Origin of the sequence: Nioella nitratireducens (assembly GCF_001879715.1) — a bacterium.
Lineage (GTDB): Bacteria > Pseudomonadota > Alphaproteobacteria > Rhodobacterales > Rhodobacteraceae > Nioella > Nioella nitratireducens.
Window position 1 is genome coordinate 41,152 of sequence record NZ_MNBW01000005.1, and the last position, 15,824, is coordinate 56,975.

The following is a 15,824-nucleotide window of genomic DNA, read 5'->3' on the forward strand; positions in this document are numbered from 1 at the left end:
GTTCAGTTCTTCACCACGTCATGCAGCAGCAGGAAGAACGAGGGTTCGAGCGCGAAGTTCTCGACCCGGTCGGACGTGACCGCGTTCTGCACCCAGTTGGCCACGAAGACCCACGGGGCGTCTTCCTGCACGATTTCCTGCATCTGACGATACAGTTCCGCGCGGCGGTCCTGATCGGTCGAGGTGCGGGCCTCTTCCAGCAGGGCGTCGACCTCGGGGTTGGAATAGTAGCCCGAGTTGAAGCCGCCCTGATCGGGCCACGCGTCTGTGCGCAGCGCCAGGTAGGGCAGGGTGTCGGGGTCGTTGGTCATCCATGCCATCTCGGCCATGTCGGCTTCCCCCTCCAGCCCGGGGTTCACGCGGCCAAGAAAGGTGTTCCACTCGTAGGTTTCGATGGTTACGTCAAAACCCACGGCCTCCAGGTCCGCCTGAATCGCGGTGCCCATGGCGATGGGGTCCAGCATCCCCGATCCGCCCTCGGTGACGTAGAAAGTGATCGAGGGGTTCTCGACCCCGGCCTCGGCCAGCAATGCGCGGGCGCGGTCGGGGTCATAGGGGTATGGATCGAGATCTTCGTTATAGGCCCATGCAAAGGCGGGCGGGGTCGGGCCTGCCGCCACGGCGGCGGTGCCTTCCAGCACGTCATTCACGATGGCGTCCTTGTTGACCGCGTAGTTCGCGGCCTGACGCACGCGCACATCGGCGAACGGGCCTTCGGCGGCGTTCAGGATCAGGAACCAGACGTGGGGGCCGGCCTGTTCGACGATGTTGAACGCGTCACCCTGAAATTCCGACAGCGACACGGGCGGCACTTCGACCATCATGTCGATTCCGCCTGCCAGCATCTCGGCGGTGCGGGTGTTGGCATCGGTGATCGGGCGGAACACCACGGCCTCCAACGCGGGCGCGCCATCCCAGTAATCGGGGTTGCCGGTCACGACCACGGCCTCGTTGGCGCGCCATTCCTCGAACTGGAACGCGCCGGTGCCGACGGGGTGACGCCCGAAATCCTGCCCGTATTGCATGACGGCAGCGGGCGAGACGATCAGGCCGGTGGGATAGGCGAGGTTCGACAGGAACGGCGCATAGGGCGCGTTCAGCGTGAACTGCACTGTCATGTCATCCAGCGCCTCGACCGTGTCCACCGCCGAGAAGAAGAAGGACAGCGGGAAAGGGCCGGTGTCGTGGTAGGGATGATCGTCGTTCAGCATCCGCTCGAAGTTGAACACCACGGCCTCGGCATTGAACGGCGTGCCGTCGTGGAAAGTCACGCCCTCGCGCAGGTGAAAGGTGTAGACGGTGCCGTCATCGGACACCTCCCACGAGGTGGCCAGCGCCGGTTCGACCTCTAGCGTGCCGGGGGCGTAGCGCACCAGCCCGTCATAGATGTTCATCAGGATGCGGAAGTCGTTGACCGCCGTCACTGCATGGGGGTCGAGCGCCTGCGGTTCGGCAATCTGTCCGACAACCAGCACGCCGGGCGGGGTTTGCGCGGCAGCGGGATCAGCCCCGAAGGCCAATGCCGAAGCCGCCACGGCAGCGAGCAACGCGCGCCGCGTCATGGTCAGCAATCTCATGGTGGTTCCTTCCCTGTGAATTTATCATGATGAATTGCATTCACGCAAATGATCATGATAAATTCAAGACAAAATATTCCACGGAGCAGCGGATGACTTTTTCGATCCTTGCGTATGACCAGAAATCAGGCACATACGCTGCCGCGGCGGCAACAGGCAGCCTGTGCGTGGGGGGATGGGTCATTCGCGGCGATATCGAGGCCGGTTTGGTGGCCTCGCAAGGCACCGCCCCCAGCACCTTTTGGCGCGACGATGGGATTCGGCTGATGCATGGCGGGGTCAAGGCAGGCGATGCCGTTTTCGCCGTGACCGAAAATGACGCGGGCCGGGGCCACCGGCAGATGACCGCGCTGGACCGTGATGGGCGCACCAGTGGCTTCACCGGCGGCAAAAGCGTGCCCGTGGCCGCGCACCGCTGCACGCCGGGGCTGGCGGTGGCGGGCAATATGCTGACCTCCGAGGCGGTGCTTGACGCGATGGTCGCCCGGTATCAGGCGGGCGCCGCCGATCTGGCGGATCTCATGCTGTCGGTCCTGCGCGCCGCCGAAGGGGCGGGCGGCGATTCCCGTGGGCTGTTGTCTGCGGCGATTCTGGTGTTGCGCCCCGATGCGCCGCCGCTCGATCTCAGGATCGATCACAGCGCGCGACCGCTGGATGATCTCGGGGCGTTGCTGACGGCAGCGCGCGGCTCGCCCTATGCCGACTGGCTGCATGTGGTGCCGGTGGTGGGCGACAAGTCCCGCGCGCCAGAGTGACCTCTGCCGCGCCTCTGTGATTTGATCCGAAAAACCGACAACCCTGTCAGAAATAACCGACAAGACCGTCGGAAATTCGCGGTCACACTGCCATGAACCGCCGCATGACGCGGGCCTCTTGTGCCTGCATCAGCCGTTCTGCCCCCTCCATGTGAGAGCGCATGATTGCCGAGGCGCGCTCGGCCTCCCCGGCCTCAAGTGCGTCTACCAGATCGAGCTGATGCCGACGCCCTCGCGCCCAAAGCTCGACGTTATGCGGCTCGTAAAGTCGGCGGTAGACCGTCAGGTCGGTCAATATACGGGCCATGAACGACACCATGAAGGTCAGGAGGGGATTGGCCGAGTATTCCGCCAGCTTGGCATGGAACCGCAGCGAGGCAATGTGCTGGTCGCGCTCTTCCTCGGGCGATTGCGCGGGGGCTGGGTATTCCTGCACCAAAAGGCGCAATTCCTTGATCTGCGCCGGTGACAGCTTGCCCGCCAGTGATGCGGCCAGTTCCGGTTCGACCACCTTACGCATCTGGTAGACGTCAGAGACGGATAAATCCTGAAAATAGAAATAGTTGGCTAGCAGGGACTTGGCCCGCTCCAAGCTGACCTCACCAACGAAACTGCCGCCCCCCGGCCCGGTCCGGGTGACGATCAACCCCTGCGCTTCAAGGATGCGCATGGCCTCGCGCACGGTGCCTTTGGACACCCGGAAAAGGGCGATCATCTCGGCCTCGTTGGGCAGTTTGGCACCCTGTTTCAGGTCGCGTTCGACCACCCAGTCCTTGATCTGGTCGGCGACCTGAACGGGACGGGAACGGCGCGGGCGCGCAGGGGATGGGGCGGGATCGGACATGTGGTGGGCCTGTATTTATCATGAGGAATGTAGCCGCGCGCCAGAGATTTTCCTAGCGCGGATTGCCTCACGATACCGGGATCGACCCCGGTGGCCGGGTCAGCCCCACCGCTGCCGCGCGGCCAGAGCGCCACGGCGCAGCAGGGCCATATCCACATCTATTGCGATGAATTTCCCGCCCGCCTCTGCAACGTCGCCAAGAAACGCAGGGTCAAGCGACAGGATCCCCGGCGGCAGTCCCGCCGCGGCGATGCGGCGGGTGGCGTCCAGAACGGCGGCCTTGACCTTGGGGTGGCCGGGCTGGCCCGGATAGCCCATCGAGGCCGCCAGATCGGCCGGACCGATGAAGATGCCATCCACCCCGTCAACGGCGGCAATAGCCTCGATCCGGGCCAGCGCGTCGGCGGTTTCGACCTGTACCAGCAGGCAAATCTCTTGCTCGGCATGGATCGCGTAATCCTTGACGGCGCCGTAGCGGCTGGCGCGGGTGGTGCCAGCGACACCCCGGATGCCCTTGGGTGGGTAACGAACAGCCGCCACGGCTGCCGCGGCCTCGTCAGCGGTCTGGACATAGGGGATCAGCAGGCTCTGCGCGCCGCAATCGAGCAGTTTCTTGATCTCGACCGGGTCGTTCCAGCCGGGCCTCACGATGGTCGTGACGGGATAGGCGGCGGCTGCCTGCATCAACGCCAACGTATCGACGGCCCCCATGGCCGAATGCTCGGTATCCAGCAGCAGCCAGTCATAGCCCGCGCCCGCCAGCATCTCGACCACACCCTTGTCGGGGATGGTGACCCACATGCCGATCTGGGTGCGGCCCTCTTGCAAGGCGGCCTTGAAGGCGTTGCGGGGCAAGTCCATGGCGATCTCCTCCGTCGCATTTGCTTCACATGTGTAGCATTTAGTCCGCGACCGGGAAAGGCCCTCAATCGCGCGGGCCGTAATCGGCAAAGGCGGCAAGGGCCTCTTCTATCTGGAACCGGTCGAGCACATGTGGCGTGCCTGCGGACAGGGACAGGACATAGCCGCGTGCCAGCGTTTCCAGTTCCTCCATCCGCCACAGCGCCTTGTCCAGCGTCTCGCCCACCACCGTCGCACCGTGATTGGCCATCAGGCAGGCGTGGCGGCCGGTCATGGCATTGACCACATTTTTCGCCAGCTCTTCCCCGCCGAACAGCGCGTATCCCGCGAGTGGCACGTCATGGCCGCCGAAGGCCGCCACCATGTAGTGCACCGCCGGGATCGGTTGCCGATTCTGGGCCAACGCCGTGCAATGGACCGGATGGGCATGAACGATGGCATGACTGTCGGGCTTGGCCGTCAGCAGCGCCTGATGAAAGCGCCATTCCGACGAGGGTTTGAGCGGCCCCCGTGCCGTGGGCGTGGCGTCGAGCGGGACCGATTGAATCATGTCCGGGGTCATGTCGGAATAGGGAATGCCCGAGGGGGTGATCAGCATCGACGCCCCCGCCCTGACCGAGACATTGCCCGAGGTGCCCTGATTGATGCCCTTGGCGTTCAGATGCAGGCAGGCGTCTATGATGGCCTGCCGCACCTCGGGGCAATCGGAATAGGGGGCGGTCATCGGGTGGCCCTGTCGGGGAACAGCCCGGCAAGGCCGTCTGTGGACGCGTCGCAAATGCCCCGCTCGGTGATCAGGCCGGTGACAAGGCGGGCGGGTGTCACGTCAAAGGCGGGGTTACCGCCGGGGGTTCCTTGGGGCGTGACCTGAACCGATGCGATCCCGGCGTCGGTCTGGCCCTGCACATGGGTGACTTCACGCTCGGACCGGTCCTCGATCGGGATCTCTGCAATCCCATCTGTCACGGTCCAGTCGATGGTGGGCGAGGGCAGGGCGACATAGAAGGGCACGCCGTTGTCATGGGCCGCGAGCGCCTTGAGATAGGTGCCGATCTTGTTGCAGACATCGCCCGCGCGGGTGGTGCGGTCGGTGCCGGTGATGACCAGATCGACCTGCCCCCGCTGCATCAGGTGCCCGCCCGCATTGTCGGTGATGTAGTTGTGGGAAATGCCGTGGCTGCCAAGTTCCCACGCCGTCAGCGCGCCTTGGTTCCGGGGTCGGGTTTCATCCACCCAGACATGGATCGGCAGCCCGGCGTCATGGGCGTGATACATCGGGCTGGTGGCGGTGCCCCAGTCGACAGTGGCAAGCCAGCCTGCATTGCAATGGGTCAGCAGGCGCACCGGCTCGCCCTTCGGCTTCCTTGCGGCAATGGCGCGGATAAGAGTCAGCCCATGGACCCCGATGCGGCGGTTGATCTCGACATCTTCGTCGGCAATCTCATGGGCGAGAGCGAATGCGGCGGCGGCGCGGGCGCCCTCGGGCAAGGGCGCAACGGCGGCCTGCATCCGGTCAAGCGCCCATTTGAGGTTTATCGCCGTCGGCCGGGTGGCGTGAAGCGTGGTATACGCCTCGGCCATGGCCGCGTCAGACGGGGCCTGTCGCAGCGCGAAAGCCAGGCCATAGGCCGCTGTCGCCCCAATGAGCGGCGCGCCGCGCACATGCATGTCGCGGATCGCGGTCGCGTAGTCGGGCAGGCTGTCGAGCTGCTGAATGCGGAAGTCATGTGGAAGCCAGCGCTGGTCGATGATTTGCAGCGCGTCTGCGTCTTGATCCCACCAGAGAGAGCGGTACGGGGTGCCATTCACTTTCATGGGTCCGACATGGGCGCAAGCGGGGGCGGGGTCAAGCGCTTCCGGCGTAGGCTGGCCGGGGCGTCGTCTCGCGCGCAAGGGGTGATCCCCCCGTAGGACAGTGGCGCAAGGAATTAAGGCCACCCCGGCGGTCGGGGTGGCCCTGTTGGTGTCGCGGCGCCTGGTGGCGGCTTAGCCGAAGATGGCGTTCAGCGTGGCCGAGGGGCGCATGACGGCGGCCTTCTTGGCGGCGTCGGGCTTGTAGTATCCGCCGATATCGGCGGGCTTGCCTTGGGCGTCGGCCAGTTCAGCGACGATCTGGGCCTCTTTCTCGGCCAGTGCCTTGGCGACGGGCGCGAAATAGGCCGCGATCTCGGCGTCGTCGGTCTGGGCGGCGAGCGCTTCGGCCCAATAGCGGGCGAACCAGTAGTGGCTGTCGCGGTTGTCGGGTTCGCCGGCCTTGCGGCTGGGGCTTCGGTCATTGTCCAGAATGCCTTGCGTCGCGGCCTCGGCCCCCGCGGCCAGAACCCCGGCCTTGGCGTTGCCCTTGCTGTCGGCAAGGAAATTCAGCGATTCCGAGAGTGCGCAGAATTCGCCCATCGAGTCCCACCGCAGGTGGTTCTGCTCGACAAGCTGCTGCACATGCTTGGGGGCCGAGCCACCGGCGCCGGTTTCGAACAGGCCGCCGCCGTTCATCAGCTTGACGATCGACAGCATCTTGGCCGAAGTGCCCAGTTCGAGGATCGGGAACAGGTCGGTCAGGTAGTCGCGCAGCACGTTGCCGGTGATGGCGATGCTGTCCTTTCCGGCGGTGATGGTTTCCAGCGAAGCGCGGGTGGCTTCGCGCGGGGCCATGATCTGGAACTTGTCGGCCACGCCAGCGGCGGCGAGGGCCGGTTCCACGCATTTGATCAACTCGGCGTCATGGGCACGGTTCGCGTCGAGCCAGAAGATCGCCTGTGCGCCGGTCAGGCGCTGGCGGTCGATGGCCAGTTGAATCCAGTTTTCGATCGGGGCCTGATTGGCGGTGCAGGCGCGCCAGATGTCGCCAGCTTCGACCGCGTGGCTGTGCAGGGTCTCGCCATCGGCCAGCACCACGCGGATGGTGCCATCTGCGGGGGCCTCGAACGTGGTCGGGTGGGAGCCGTATTCCTCGGCCTTCTGGGCCATCAGGCCGACGTTCTGAACGGTGCCTGCTGTGGCCACGTCGAGTGCGCCGTTGGCTTTGAAGAAATTGATGGCTTCGTCATAGACGGTTGCATAGCAGTTGTCGGGGATGACGCAGTTGCTGTCGCCTTCGTTTCCGTCGGGGCCCCAGCCTTTGCCGCCTGCGCGGATCAGGGCGGGCATGGAGGCGTCGATGATTACGTCAGAGGGGACGTGCAGGTTGGTGATGCCCTTGTCGGAATCGACCATGTACATCGGCGGACGCTCGGCGCGGACGGCTTCGATCGCGGCCATGATCTCGGGCTGGTCCTTCACGCGGGCCAGCAGGTCGCCCATGCCAGAGTTGGGGTTGACGCCGAGGGCCTTCATCTCGTCGCCGTATTTGTCAAAGACCGGGGCGAGCCATGCGCGCACGGCGTGGCCGAAGATGATCGGGTCCGAGACCTTCATCATGGTGGCCTTCATGTGCAGCGAGAAAAGGGTGCCGTCTTTCTTGGTGTCCTCGATGGCGTCTGCAAGGAAGGATGAAAGCGCCTTGGCGGACATGAAGGTTGCGTCGACCACGGTGCCGGCGCCCAGTTGCCAGCCGTCCTTCAGGACCGAGACGGTGCCATCGGTGCCGACAAATTCGATCCGGGCAGGACCGGCCTGTTCGGCAGTCAGCGTGGCCGACACCTCGTTGGCGTAGAAGTCATTGCCCGGCATGGACGAGACCTTGGTCTTGCTGTCGGACGACCATTTGCCCATGCGGTGCGGGTTGTTCTGGGCGTAGGTCTTGACGGCCTTTGCGGCGCGGCGGTCGGAATTGCCCTCGCGCAAGACCGGGTTTACGGCCGAACCCTTGATCGAGTCATACTTGGCGCGGACGGCCTTTTCTTCGTCGGTCGAGGGGTCATACGGGTAGTCGGGCAGCGCGTAGCCCTTGCCCTGAAGCTCGGTCACGGCTGCAACCAGTTGCGGCACCGAGGCCGAGATGTTCGGCAGCTTGATGACATTGGCGTCGGGGGTTTTCACCAGTTGACCGAGTTCGGCCAGATCATCGGACTGGCGCTGGTCTTCGGTCAACGCTTCGGGGAAGGTCGCAAGGATGCGGCCCGCCAGCGAGATATCCTTGGTGCCCACGGTGACGCCTGCCGCATCGGCGAAAGAGCGGATGATCGGCAGGAAAGAGCCCGAGGCCAGTTCGGGCGCTTCGTCTACAATGGTATACACAATGTCAGGTTGTTTTTGATCTGCCATGGTCCGTTCCCTTTTTCAAAGTTCAGAGGGGTGGGCCCCCATGGACGGCCCCGTCATGGGGGGCGTCCTGCATCAATTGCGGGGACCCGGAAAGTCGCCGTTCTCGGGTTCGGCGCACGCCTAGAACAGAGTGCGGCGCGGATCAACAGGACAAAGGCGCGCGCGGGGGATTTGCGTGCCTTTCGTCGACGGACAGCGGGTTGCCACCCGCCGACGGAGGGCGTCGCGCCTAGGTCACGCGCGATCGCGTCTGGTAGTCGGGATGCTCGTAGACGCGGTCCTTGATCACGGTTTCGATGATTTCGGCCGCGCGGATCACGTCGGCCTCGTCCAGATAGAGCGGAGTGAAGCCGAACCGCATGATGTCCGGCGCGCGGAAATCGCCGATCACGCCACGCGCGATCAGGGCCTGCATGGCAGCGTAGCCCTGTTCAAAGGCGAAGGAAACCTGGCTGCCGCGTAGTGCCGGATCGGCGGGGGAGGCAAGCGTCAGCTCGGGGCAGCGGGCCGAGACCTCCTTGATGAACCGCTCGGACAGGGCAAGCGAGGCGGCGCGCAGGTCGGCCATCTCGACCCCGTCCCAGACCTTGAGCGCCTCTTGCAGCACGGCCAGTTGAAGGATCGGCGGGGTGCCGACGCGCAGCCGTTCGGTGGCCATGGCGGGGCGATAGCCCAGTTCCATGGCAAAGGGCGCGTCATGGCCAAGCCAGCCGGACAGCGCTGGTTGCACATCGTCGATGATATCGGGGCGGGCATAGATGAAGGCCGGCGCGCCGGGGCCGCCATTGAGGTATTTGTAGCTGCACCCCACCGCGAATTCGGCGTTGCAGGCCGTGAGGTCCACCGGCACCGCGCCCGCCGAATGGGCCAGATCCCAGATCATCACCGCGCCCACGGCATGGGCCTTTTCGGTAATCGCTTTCATGTCGTGCATCCGGCCCGAGCGGTAGTCGACCTGCGTCAGCATCACCACGGCCATCTCGTCGGTGATCGCGTCGGCCACGTCCTCGGGGGCGGGGGTGCGCAACTCGTAGCCCTTGTCGATGGTGTCGATCAACCCCTGCGCCATATACAGGTCGGACGGGAAATTGCCGTTATCCGACAGGATCACCCGGCGGTTCGGGCGCATCTTGAGGGCGGCGGCGAGTGCCTGGTAGACCTTGATCGAGAGCGTATCGCCGGTGGCCACCGACCCAGCGGGCGCGCCAAGCAAGGCGGCGATCCGGTCGCCCACGACGCGGGGCAGGTCCATCCACCCGGCGCTGTTCCACGCGCGGATCAGTTGATCGCCCCATTCCTGTTCGATGACGGTCGTGGCGCGCGCCGCTGCCCCCTTGGGCATGACACCGAGCGAATTTCCGTCGAGATAGATCACCCCCTCGGGGATTTCGAACATCTCTTTTCGAGGCAGCGATACGCCCATCTCACAAGTCTCCTCTGACATGCCAAAGCTCGGGGAACAGTTCCACCTCCAGCATTCGGCGCAGGTATTGCACGCCAGACGTGCCCCCGGTGCCGCGCTTGAAGCCGATGACCCGTTCCACCGTGGTCACATGGTTGAACCGCCAGCGGCGGAAGTAGTCCTCAAGATCCACCAGCTTTTCACCCAGTTCATAGAGCGTCCAGTAGCGGTCGATATCTTCGTAGACGGTCTGCCAGAGTGCCTGCACCTCGGGCAGTGCATTGTGGGGCGCGGACAGGTTGGGCGCAGGGGCTGGACCGGCGCCCTCGACCGTGGCGAACAGCAGCGCGATCACTTCGTCATAGAAACAGGGACGGGCGAGTTCGGCCTCCAGCATGGCCTTGACCTTGGGCACATGGGCGTGGGGTTTCAGCATGTTGGGGTTGCGGTTGCCAAGGATGTATTCGATCAGCCGGTATTGATAGGATTGAAACCCCGACGAGGGGCCGAGTGTTTCGCGGAAGCGGGTGTAGTCGGCGGGCGTCATCGTGCGCAGCACGTCCCACGCGCTGTTCAACTGCTCGAAAATGCGGGTCACGCGGGCCAGCATCTTGAACATTTGCGCGGTCTGTCCCGTGGTGAGCGCCGCACGCGCCGCCGAAAGTTCATGAATTGCCTGTTTCATCCACAGTTCGCTGGTCTGGTGCTGGATGATGAACAGCATTTCGTCATGGGCGTCCGACAGCGGGTGTTGCTGGGTCAGGATGCCGTCGAGATGCAGGTAGTCCCCGTAGGACATGGCGCTGCGAAAATCCATCCGCGCGCCGTCGGGTCCGGGGTTGTAGGGCTGGTCGCTCATGGCGCGGGCTCCTGTTTGGTCTGGGCGGACCCTACGGCCAGTGGATTTTTATTTCAAGCTTGAAACACCTGTCGGACGGTGGCGGCGCAAGGCCGTGGGCGGTTGGCCGAATTCGCGCCGGAACGCGCGGGTCATGGCGCTGGCGTCGGTATAGCCGCAGCGGGTGGCGATCTCGACCATGCCAAGGCTGGTGCGCTCGACCAGCAACTGCACCGCCCGCAGGCGCAGGGCGGTATAGACGGCGCGTGGGGTCATGCCGGTCTCGGCCGCGAAATGCGCCTCCAGCCCGCGCTGGCTGAGCCGCAGGCGCGCGGCGACCTCGCCAATAGGCAGGGGGACTTCGATGTTGCGGCGCATGATCGACACGGCGGCCTGCACCAGACGGTCGCCGGGCAGGCGCAGCATCGGGTCGGCGCGCGGGTCCGCCTCGCCATGCATGAAGAGGGCCGCCACCTCCAACCGCAGCAGCGCGCCGTGATGCTGGCCGATCAGGTCGAGCATCAACTCAAAGGTGGTCGTGGTGCCGCCGCAGGTGATGCGCGTGCCGTCGATCACGAACCTGTCTTCGATTACCTCCACCTCGGGAAAGCTCTCGGCGAGGTTTTCCATTTCGTCCCAGTGGATCGTCGCGGGCCGCCCGTCCAGCAAACCCGCCGCCGCCATCAGCCAACTGCCGGTATCAAGGCCAACCACGGTCTTGAACCGCCCCGCCGCTGCCCGAAGCGCGCGTTTCGTGGCAGGGGTCGCGTGGCGTTCGAAGTCGTAGCTTGGCATGACCAGCAGGTAGTCACCGCCCGGATGGTTGGACAGGCGCGCCTCGGGTTGCACGGTCAGCCCGGAAGAGGAGGCCACGCCTGCGCCATCGAGGCTGAGGAACTGCCAGTCATAGAGTGTCCGGCGCGACAGGGTGTTCGCGCCGCGCAGCGGTTCGACTGCATTGGCAAGGCAATGGTTTGAAAAGGCCGGAAACAGCAGCACGCCAACGCTGCGGGGCGGCGACATCTGTTGCGGGTTCTGCATGGTTTTTGATTAATCCTGCACAATTCTTGTGTGCGCATCTTCCATAGTCAGGCCAACAGGACAAGGGAGAGCCCCATGCATTTCGGCCTGACCGATGAACAGGAAATGATCGTCTCGACCGTGCGCAGCTTCGTCGAGAAGGAGATTTACCCGCACGAAGACGCGGTGGAGCGCAGCGGTGAAGTGCCGAAAGAGGTGGCCGACGAGATCAAGCGCAAGACCATCGAGATTGGCTTTTACGCCTGCAACTTTCCCGAAGAGGTCGGCGGCGCCGGGCTGAGCCACCTTGATTTCGCTCTGGTGGAGCGGGAATTGGGGCGCGGGTCCATGGCGCTCAACCATTTCTTCGGGCGACCGCAGAACATCCTGATGGCCTGCGAGGGCGAGCAGAGGGACCGCTACCTGCTGCCTGCCGTGCGCGGCGAACGGATGGACGCGCTGGCAATGACCGAACCGGGGGCCGGGTCGGACGTGCGGGGGATGAAATGTTCCGCGGTGCGCGATGGTGGGGATTGGGTTGTGAATGGCACCAAGCACTTCATTTCCGGCGCGGACCATGCGGATTTCATCATCGTCTTCATCGCCACGGGTGAGGATCAGACGCCGAAGGGCCCGAAAAAGCGGATCACGGCGTTTCTGGTGGATCGAGGCACGCCCGGTTTCACCATCCGCGACGGCTACAAATCGGTCAGCCATCGGGGCTACAAGAACATGGTGCTGGAGTTCGACGATTGCCGGCTGCCCGACGCGCAGGTCTTGGGGGAGGTCGATGGTGGGTTCGAAGTGATGAACACCTGGCTCTATGCCACGCGGATCACGGTTGCCACCATGAGCGTCGGTCGCGCCCGGCGGGTTTTCGACTACGCGCTGAATTATGCGGCAGAGCGGGAACAGTTCGGGCAGCAGATTGCAAAATTTCAGGGCGTGAGCTTTCAGATCGCGGATATGATCACCGAGATTGATGCGGCGGACCTGCTGACGCTGAATGCGGCCTGGCGGCTGGATCAGGGGTTGCCTGCGAACCGGGAGATTGCCTCGGCCAAGGTTTATGCATCCGAGATGCTGGCGCGGGTCACGGATACGGCGATGCAAATCTATGGCGGCATGGGGTTGATGAGTGACTATCCGATCGAGCGGTTCTGGCGCGATGCGCGGGTGGAGCGGATCTGGGACGGGACCAGCGAAATCCAGCGCCACATCATCAGCCGGGAGCTGTTCCGGCCTTTGGGTGCGTGATGAAGGGGGGTTCGCCGCGCTGTCGCGCGTCGATCCGCGCGCGACCGTGCCGGTCGCGCGGGTGGGGGCGCTGCCCCCCGTCGCCTGACGGCGACCCCCCCCCGGAGTATTTTTGCCAAGAAGAAGGGGGCGTTATGCGTAACCTCGACCGATTGCTGAGGCCCCGGAGCATTGCCGTTGTCGGCGGCGGGGCGTGGTGTGCGAATGTTCTTCGTGAATGCCGCAAGATCGGGTTTTCCGGCGACTTGTGGCCGGTACATCCGCGCCGTACCGAAATGGCGGGGCTGCCGGTCTTTTCGCATGTCGAAGACCTGCCGGGGGCACCGGACGCGGTCTTTGTCGGGGTAAACCGGTATGTGACCGTCGAGACCGTGGCATTGCTGTCGGGTATGGGCGCTGGCGGCGCGATCTGTTTTGCCAGCGGCTTTGCAGAGGCCGAGCGGGAACTCGCGGATGGGCCGGAGCTGCAGCGGGCGCTGATCGACGCTGCGGGGGATATGCCGATCCTCGGGCCGAATTGTTATGGGCTGCTGAATGCGCTGGATGGGGCGGTGCTGTGGCCGGACCAGCATGGGCTGGTTCCCGTCGAACGTGGCGTGGCCTTCGTGCTGCAAAGCTCCAACATCGCGTGCAATATCTCGATGCAGGCGCGGGGGCTGCCGATTGCCTATATCCTGACGGCGGGCAACCAGGCCCAGACCGATTTGGCCGAAATGGGGCGCGGCTTGCTGGCCGACCCCCGAGTGACAGCGCTTGGCCTGCATATCGAGGGGATTGCGGACCTGCGGGGGCTGGAGGCCCTGTCGCGTGAGGCGCGGGCCGTGGGCAAATCCATTGTTGCGCTGAAGGTGGGGGCGTCCGACCAGGCACGGGCGGCGACGGTGTCGCATACCGCCTCGGTCGCTGGCAGTGACGCGGGCGGTCGGGCGGTGTTGGCACGGCTCGGGATCGCGCAGGCGCGGACCCTGTCGGACATGCTGGAGACGCTGAAGATCCTGCATGCGGGCGGGCCCTTGGCGTCGAACCGGATCGCGTCGATGTCGTGTTCCGGCGGCGAGGCCAGCCTGATGGCCGATCTGGCGCTGGACACGGGGCTGGTCTTTCCGGCGTTGCAACCGGAGCAGGCGATGGCCCTGGCCGAGGCGTTGGGGCCCAAGGTTGCGCTGGCCAACCCGTTGGATTACCACACCTATATATGGGGCGATGGCCCGGCGACGGCATCCTGTTTCAGGGCCATGATGCAAGGCGATCTGGCCATGGGCTGCGCGGTCCTGGACTTCCCCAGACCGGACCGCTGTGATGGCACGGATTGGCACAAGGTGGTCGAGGCCGCGGTCGCAACGCAAGCTGCCACTGGCAAGCGCATGGCGGTGCTGGGAAGCATTCCCGAAACCATGCCGGAAGCGGTTGCCGATGCGGCGATGGCGCAGGGGATCGTTCCGTTCTGCGGCATGGGAGAGGCGCTGGCGGCGATGGACCTGGCGGCGTGGCTGGGAGAGGCGCGCGAAGATCAGGGGCCTGTCCTGATGCCGGGGCGGCCGGTTGCGGCGCAGGTCTTGAGCGAGGCCGAGGCCAAGGCGCGGCTGGCGGCGCATGGGGTGCGGGTGCCGCGGGCGGGACGGGCCGCGTCGCCGGAGGCGGCGGCGCGCGTTGCGCAGAGCATAGGATTCCCCGTGGTCCTGAAGGGCGAGGGCGTTGCCCACAAGACCGAAGCTGGGGCGATCGCCTTGAACCTGCGCGATGCGGCGGCGGTCGGGACGGCGGTGCGCGGGATGGGGGCGGAAAGCGTCCTCGTCGAGGAAATGGTAAGCGGTGGTTTGGTCGAATTGCTGGTGGGCGTGGTGCGCGACCCGGCGCATGGGTTCGTGCTGACCCTGGGCGCGGGCGGGACGCTGACCGAAATCCTGAAAGACACGGCCTCGCTGCTGCTGCCTGCGTCACGCGGCGCGGTGCAAGAGGCGTTGAGCCGCCTGAAAATCGCGCCGCTTCTGGCTGGCTATCGGGGGGCGGCGGCGGTTAACATGGCGGCGGTGCTCGATACGGTCATGGCCGTACAAGCCTTTGTCACGGAAGAGGCTTCCTGGCTTGAAGAGGTGGAAATCAACCCCTTGATCTGCACGGGCGCAGGGGCGATTGCCGCCGATGCGCTGATCACGATTGGAGAGAAAACATGACGGACAATCCCATTCGCGCGGAGCGGCGCGGGCATGTGTTGGAGGTCACTCTGGACCGGCCCAAGGCCAATGCGATCGACCTGAAAACCAGTGTGATCATGGGCGAGGTCTTTACTGGGTTTCGGGACGATCCCGAGTTGCGGGTGGCGATTGTCACCGGGGCGGGCGAAAAGTTCTTTTGCCCTGGCTGGGACTTGAAGGCGGCGGCGGGTGGCGATGCCGTGGATGGCGACTACGGGAAGGGTGGTTTCGGCGGGTTGCAGGAACTCAGGGGGTTGAATAAGCCTGTGATTTCAGCGGTTAACGGGATCTGCTGCGGCGGCGGGCTGGAACTGGCCTTGTCAGGTGACATCATTCTGGCGGCCGAGCACGCGACCTTTGCCTTGCCGGAAATCCGGTCGGGCACGGTGGCGGACGCGGCCAGCATCAAGCTGCCCAAACGCATCCCCTATCACATCGCCATGGAGATGCTGTTCACCGGCCGATGGATCGACGCCGAAGAGGCGGCGCGGTGGGGGATGATCAACCATATTTACCCATCGAATCAATTGCTTGCCAAGGCGCGCGAGATGGCGGACCTTCTGGCCTCGGGGCCGCCGCTGGTCTATGCGGCGATCAAGGAAATCGTGCGCGAGGCGGAGGCCATGAGCTTTCAGGACGCGATGAACCGGATCACCAAAAGCCAGTTCGAGACGGTCGAAACGCTCTACCGGTCCGAGGATCAGAGGGAGGGGGCGCGGGCCTTTTCCGAGGGGCGCGACCCGGTCTGGAAAGGGCGCTGACGCCCGAAAAAACCCCCGTCGCCCCCCGTACACCGGGCGTACACCCCCTGTGCACCCCCCGTACACCGGATTGGCGGCTTTCCGGGGTCGGCGTCAAATAAGAGAGGTCCCCGC

At 64.9% G+C, this 15,824-nt stretch carries 13 protein-coding genes; 4 read left to right on the plus strand and 9 right to left on the minus strand.

The annotated features are described in order from the left end of the window. Window positions 1–2: 2 nt before the first annotated feature. On the minus strand, window positions 3–1,577 hold the full coding sequence (locus BKY27_RS05750; protein ID WP_071673501.1) for an ABC transporter substrate-binding protein: 1,575 nt from the start codon (window positions 1,575–1,577) through the stop codon (window positions 3–5). A gap of 92 nt (window positions 1,578–1,669) precedes the next feature. On the opposite strand from BKY27_RS05750, the gene BKY27_RS05755 reads away from it, so the two are divergent. Beyond that, on the plus strand, window positions 1,670–2,332 hold the full coding sequence (locus BKY27_RS05755) for a DUF1028 domain-containing protein (protein WP_071673502.1): 663 nt from the start codon (window positions 1,670–1,672) through the stop codon (window positions 2,330–2,332). Between the two features lie 82 nt (window positions 2,333–2,414). Here the strand turns inward: BKY27_RS05755 and BKY27_RS05760 are convergent, their stop codons facing one another. The 8 genes from BKY27_RS05760 to BKY27_RS05795 all read right to left on the minus strand — a co-directional run bounded on the left by BKY27_RS05760 (window position 2,415) and on the right by BKY27_RS05795 (window position 11,500). Then, entirely contained in the window at window positions 2,415–3,176 is a 762-nt protein-coding gene (locus BKY27_RS05760) for a FadR/GntR family transcriptional regulator (RefSeq protein ID WP_071673503.1), read from the minus strand. A 99-nt stretch (window positions 3,177–3,275) separates the two neighbouring features. Beyond that, window positions 3,276–4,037, minus strand: a complete 762-nt coding sequence (locus tag BKY27_RS05765) for an HpcH/HpaI aldolase family protein (protein ID WP_071673504.1) — start codon at window positions 4,035–4,037, stop codon at window positions 3,276–3,278. 64 nt (window positions 4,038–4,101) lie between these two features. Next, window positions 4,102–4,761 (minus strand): class II aldolase/adducin family protein, encoded by a 660-nt coding sequence (locus BKY27_RS05770; protein ID WP_071673505.1) that lies wholly within the window; start codon window positions 4,759–4,761, stop codon window positions 4,102–4,104. Next, window positions 4,758–5,852 carry an S-methyl-5-thioribose-1-phosphate isomerase gene (mtnA, locus tag BKY27_RS05775; protein WP_071673506.1) on the minus strand — a complete coding sequence of 365 codons (1,095 nt, stop codon included), beginning with the start codon at window positions 5,850–5,852 and terminating at the stop codon, window positions 4,758–4,760. The genes BKY27_RS05770 and mtnA overlap by 4 nt, the downstream gene beginning before the upstream one ends. Window positions 5,853–6,023: 171 nt before the next feature. Further along, entirely contained in the window at window positions 6,024–8,237 is a 2,214-nt protein-coding gene (locus BKY27_RS05780; RefSeq protein WP_071673507.1) for an NADP-dependent isocitrate dehydrogenase, read from the minus strand. 229 nt (window positions 8,238–8,466) lie between these two features. Then, window positions 8,467–9,660: a kynureninase gene (kynU, locus tag BKY27_RS05785; protein WP_071673508.1), complete on the minus strand. Its 1,194-nt coding sequence runs from the start codon at window positions 9,658–9,660 to the stop codon at window positions 8,467–8,469. A 1-nt stretch (window position 9,661) separates the two neighbouring features. After that, window positions 9,662–10,498 (minus strand): tryptophan 2,3-dioxygenase, encoded by an 837-nt coding sequence (locus BKY27_RS05790; protein WP_071673509.1) that lies wholly within the window; start codon window positions 10,496–10,498, stop codon window positions 9,662–9,664. A 48-nt stretch (window positions 10,499–10,546) separates the two neighbouring features. Further along, window positions 10,547–11,500: a GlxA family transcriptional regulator gene (locus BKY27_RS05795; protein ID WP_233491783.1), complete on the minus strand. Its 954-nt coding sequence runs from the start codon at window positions 11,498–11,500 to the stop codon at window positions 10,547–10,549. A gap of 93 nt (window positions 11,501–11,593) precedes the next feature. On the opposite strand from BKY27_RS05795, the gene BKY27_RS05800 reads away from it, so the two are divergent. The 3 genes from BKY27_RS05800 (at window position 11,594) to BKY27_RS05810 (ending at window position 15,710) form a co-directional block, all read left to right on the plus strand. Beyond that, a complete protein-coding gene (locus BKY27_RS05800) occupies window positions 11,594–12,754 on the plus strand; it encodes an acyl-CoA dehydrogenase family protein (protein ID WP_071673511.1) in 1,161 nt (386 codons plus the stop codon). A 134-nt stretch (window positions 12,755–12,888) separates the two neighbouring features. Further along, window positions 12,889–14,928: an acetate--CoA ligase family protein gene (locus tag BKY27_RS05805; protein WP_071673512.1), complete on the plus strand. Its 2,040-nt coding sequence runs from the start codon at window positions 12,889–12,891 to the stop codon at window positions 14,926–14,928. Then, window positions 14,925–15,710 carry a carnitinyl-CoA dehydratase gene (locus tag BKY27_RS05810; RefSeq protein WP_071673513.1) on the plus strand — a complete coding sequence of 262 codons (786 nt, stop codon included), beginning with the start codon at window positions 14,925–14,927 and terminating at the stop codon, window positions 15,708–15,710. Before BKY27_RS05805 ends, BKY27_RS05810 begins: the two co-directional genes overlap by 4 nt. The last annotated feature ends 114 nt before the right edge of the window (window positions 15,711–15,824 follow it).

Coding starts and splice junctions, on each gene's coding strand:
- kynU (WP_071673508.1), bottom strand. CDS start 9,660: ATGGGCGTATCGCTGCCTCGAAAAGAGATGTTCGAAATCCCCGAGGGG.
- BKY27_RS05770 (WP_071673505.1), bottom strand. CDS start 4,761: ATGACCGCCCCCTATTCCGATTGCCCCGAGGTGCGGCAGGCCATCATA.
- mtnA (WP_071673506.1), bottom strand. CDS start 5,852: ATGAAAGTGAATGGCACCCCGTACCGCTCTCTCTGGTGGGATCAAGAC.
- BKY27_RS05780 (WP_071673507.1), bottom strand. CDS start 8,237: ATGGCAGATCAAAAACAACCTGACATTGTGTATACCATTGTAGACGAA.
- BKY27_RS05765 (WP_071673504.1), bottom strand. CDS start 4,037: ATGGACTTGCCCCGCAACGCCTTCAAGGCCGCCTTGCAAGAGGGCCGC.
- BKY27_RS05795 (WP_233491783.1), bottom strand. CDS start 11,500: ATGTCGCCGCCCCGCAGCGTTGGCGTGCTGCTGTTTCCGGCCTTTTCA.
- BKY27_RS05800 (WP_071673511.1), top strand. CDS start 11,594: ATGCATTTCGGCCTGACCGATGAACAGGAAATGATCGTCTCGACCGTG.
- BKY27_RS05750 (WP_071673501.1), bottom strand. CDS start 1,577: ATGAGATTGCTGACCATGACGCGGCGCGCGTTGCTCGCTGCCGTGGCG.
- BKY27_RS05760 (WP_071673503.1), bottom strand. CDS start 3,176: ATGTCCGATCCCGCCCCATCCCCTGCGCGCCCGCGCCGTTCCCGTCCC.
- BKY27_RS05810 (WP_071673513.1), top strand. CDS start 14,925: ATGACGGACAATCCCATTCGCGCGGAGCGGCGCGGGCATGTGTTGGAG.
- BKY27_RS05790 (WP_071673509.1), bottom strand. CDS start 10,498: ATGAGCGACCAGCCCTACAACCCCGGACCCGACGGCGCGCGGATGGAT.
- BKY27_RS05805 (WP_071673512.1), top strand. CDS start 12,889: ATGCGTAACCTCGACCGATTGCTGAGGCCCCGGAGCATTGCCGTTGTC.
- BKY27_RS05755 (WP_071673502.1), top strand. CDS start 1,670: ATGACTTTTTCGATCCTTGCGTATGACCAGAAATCAGGCACATACGCT.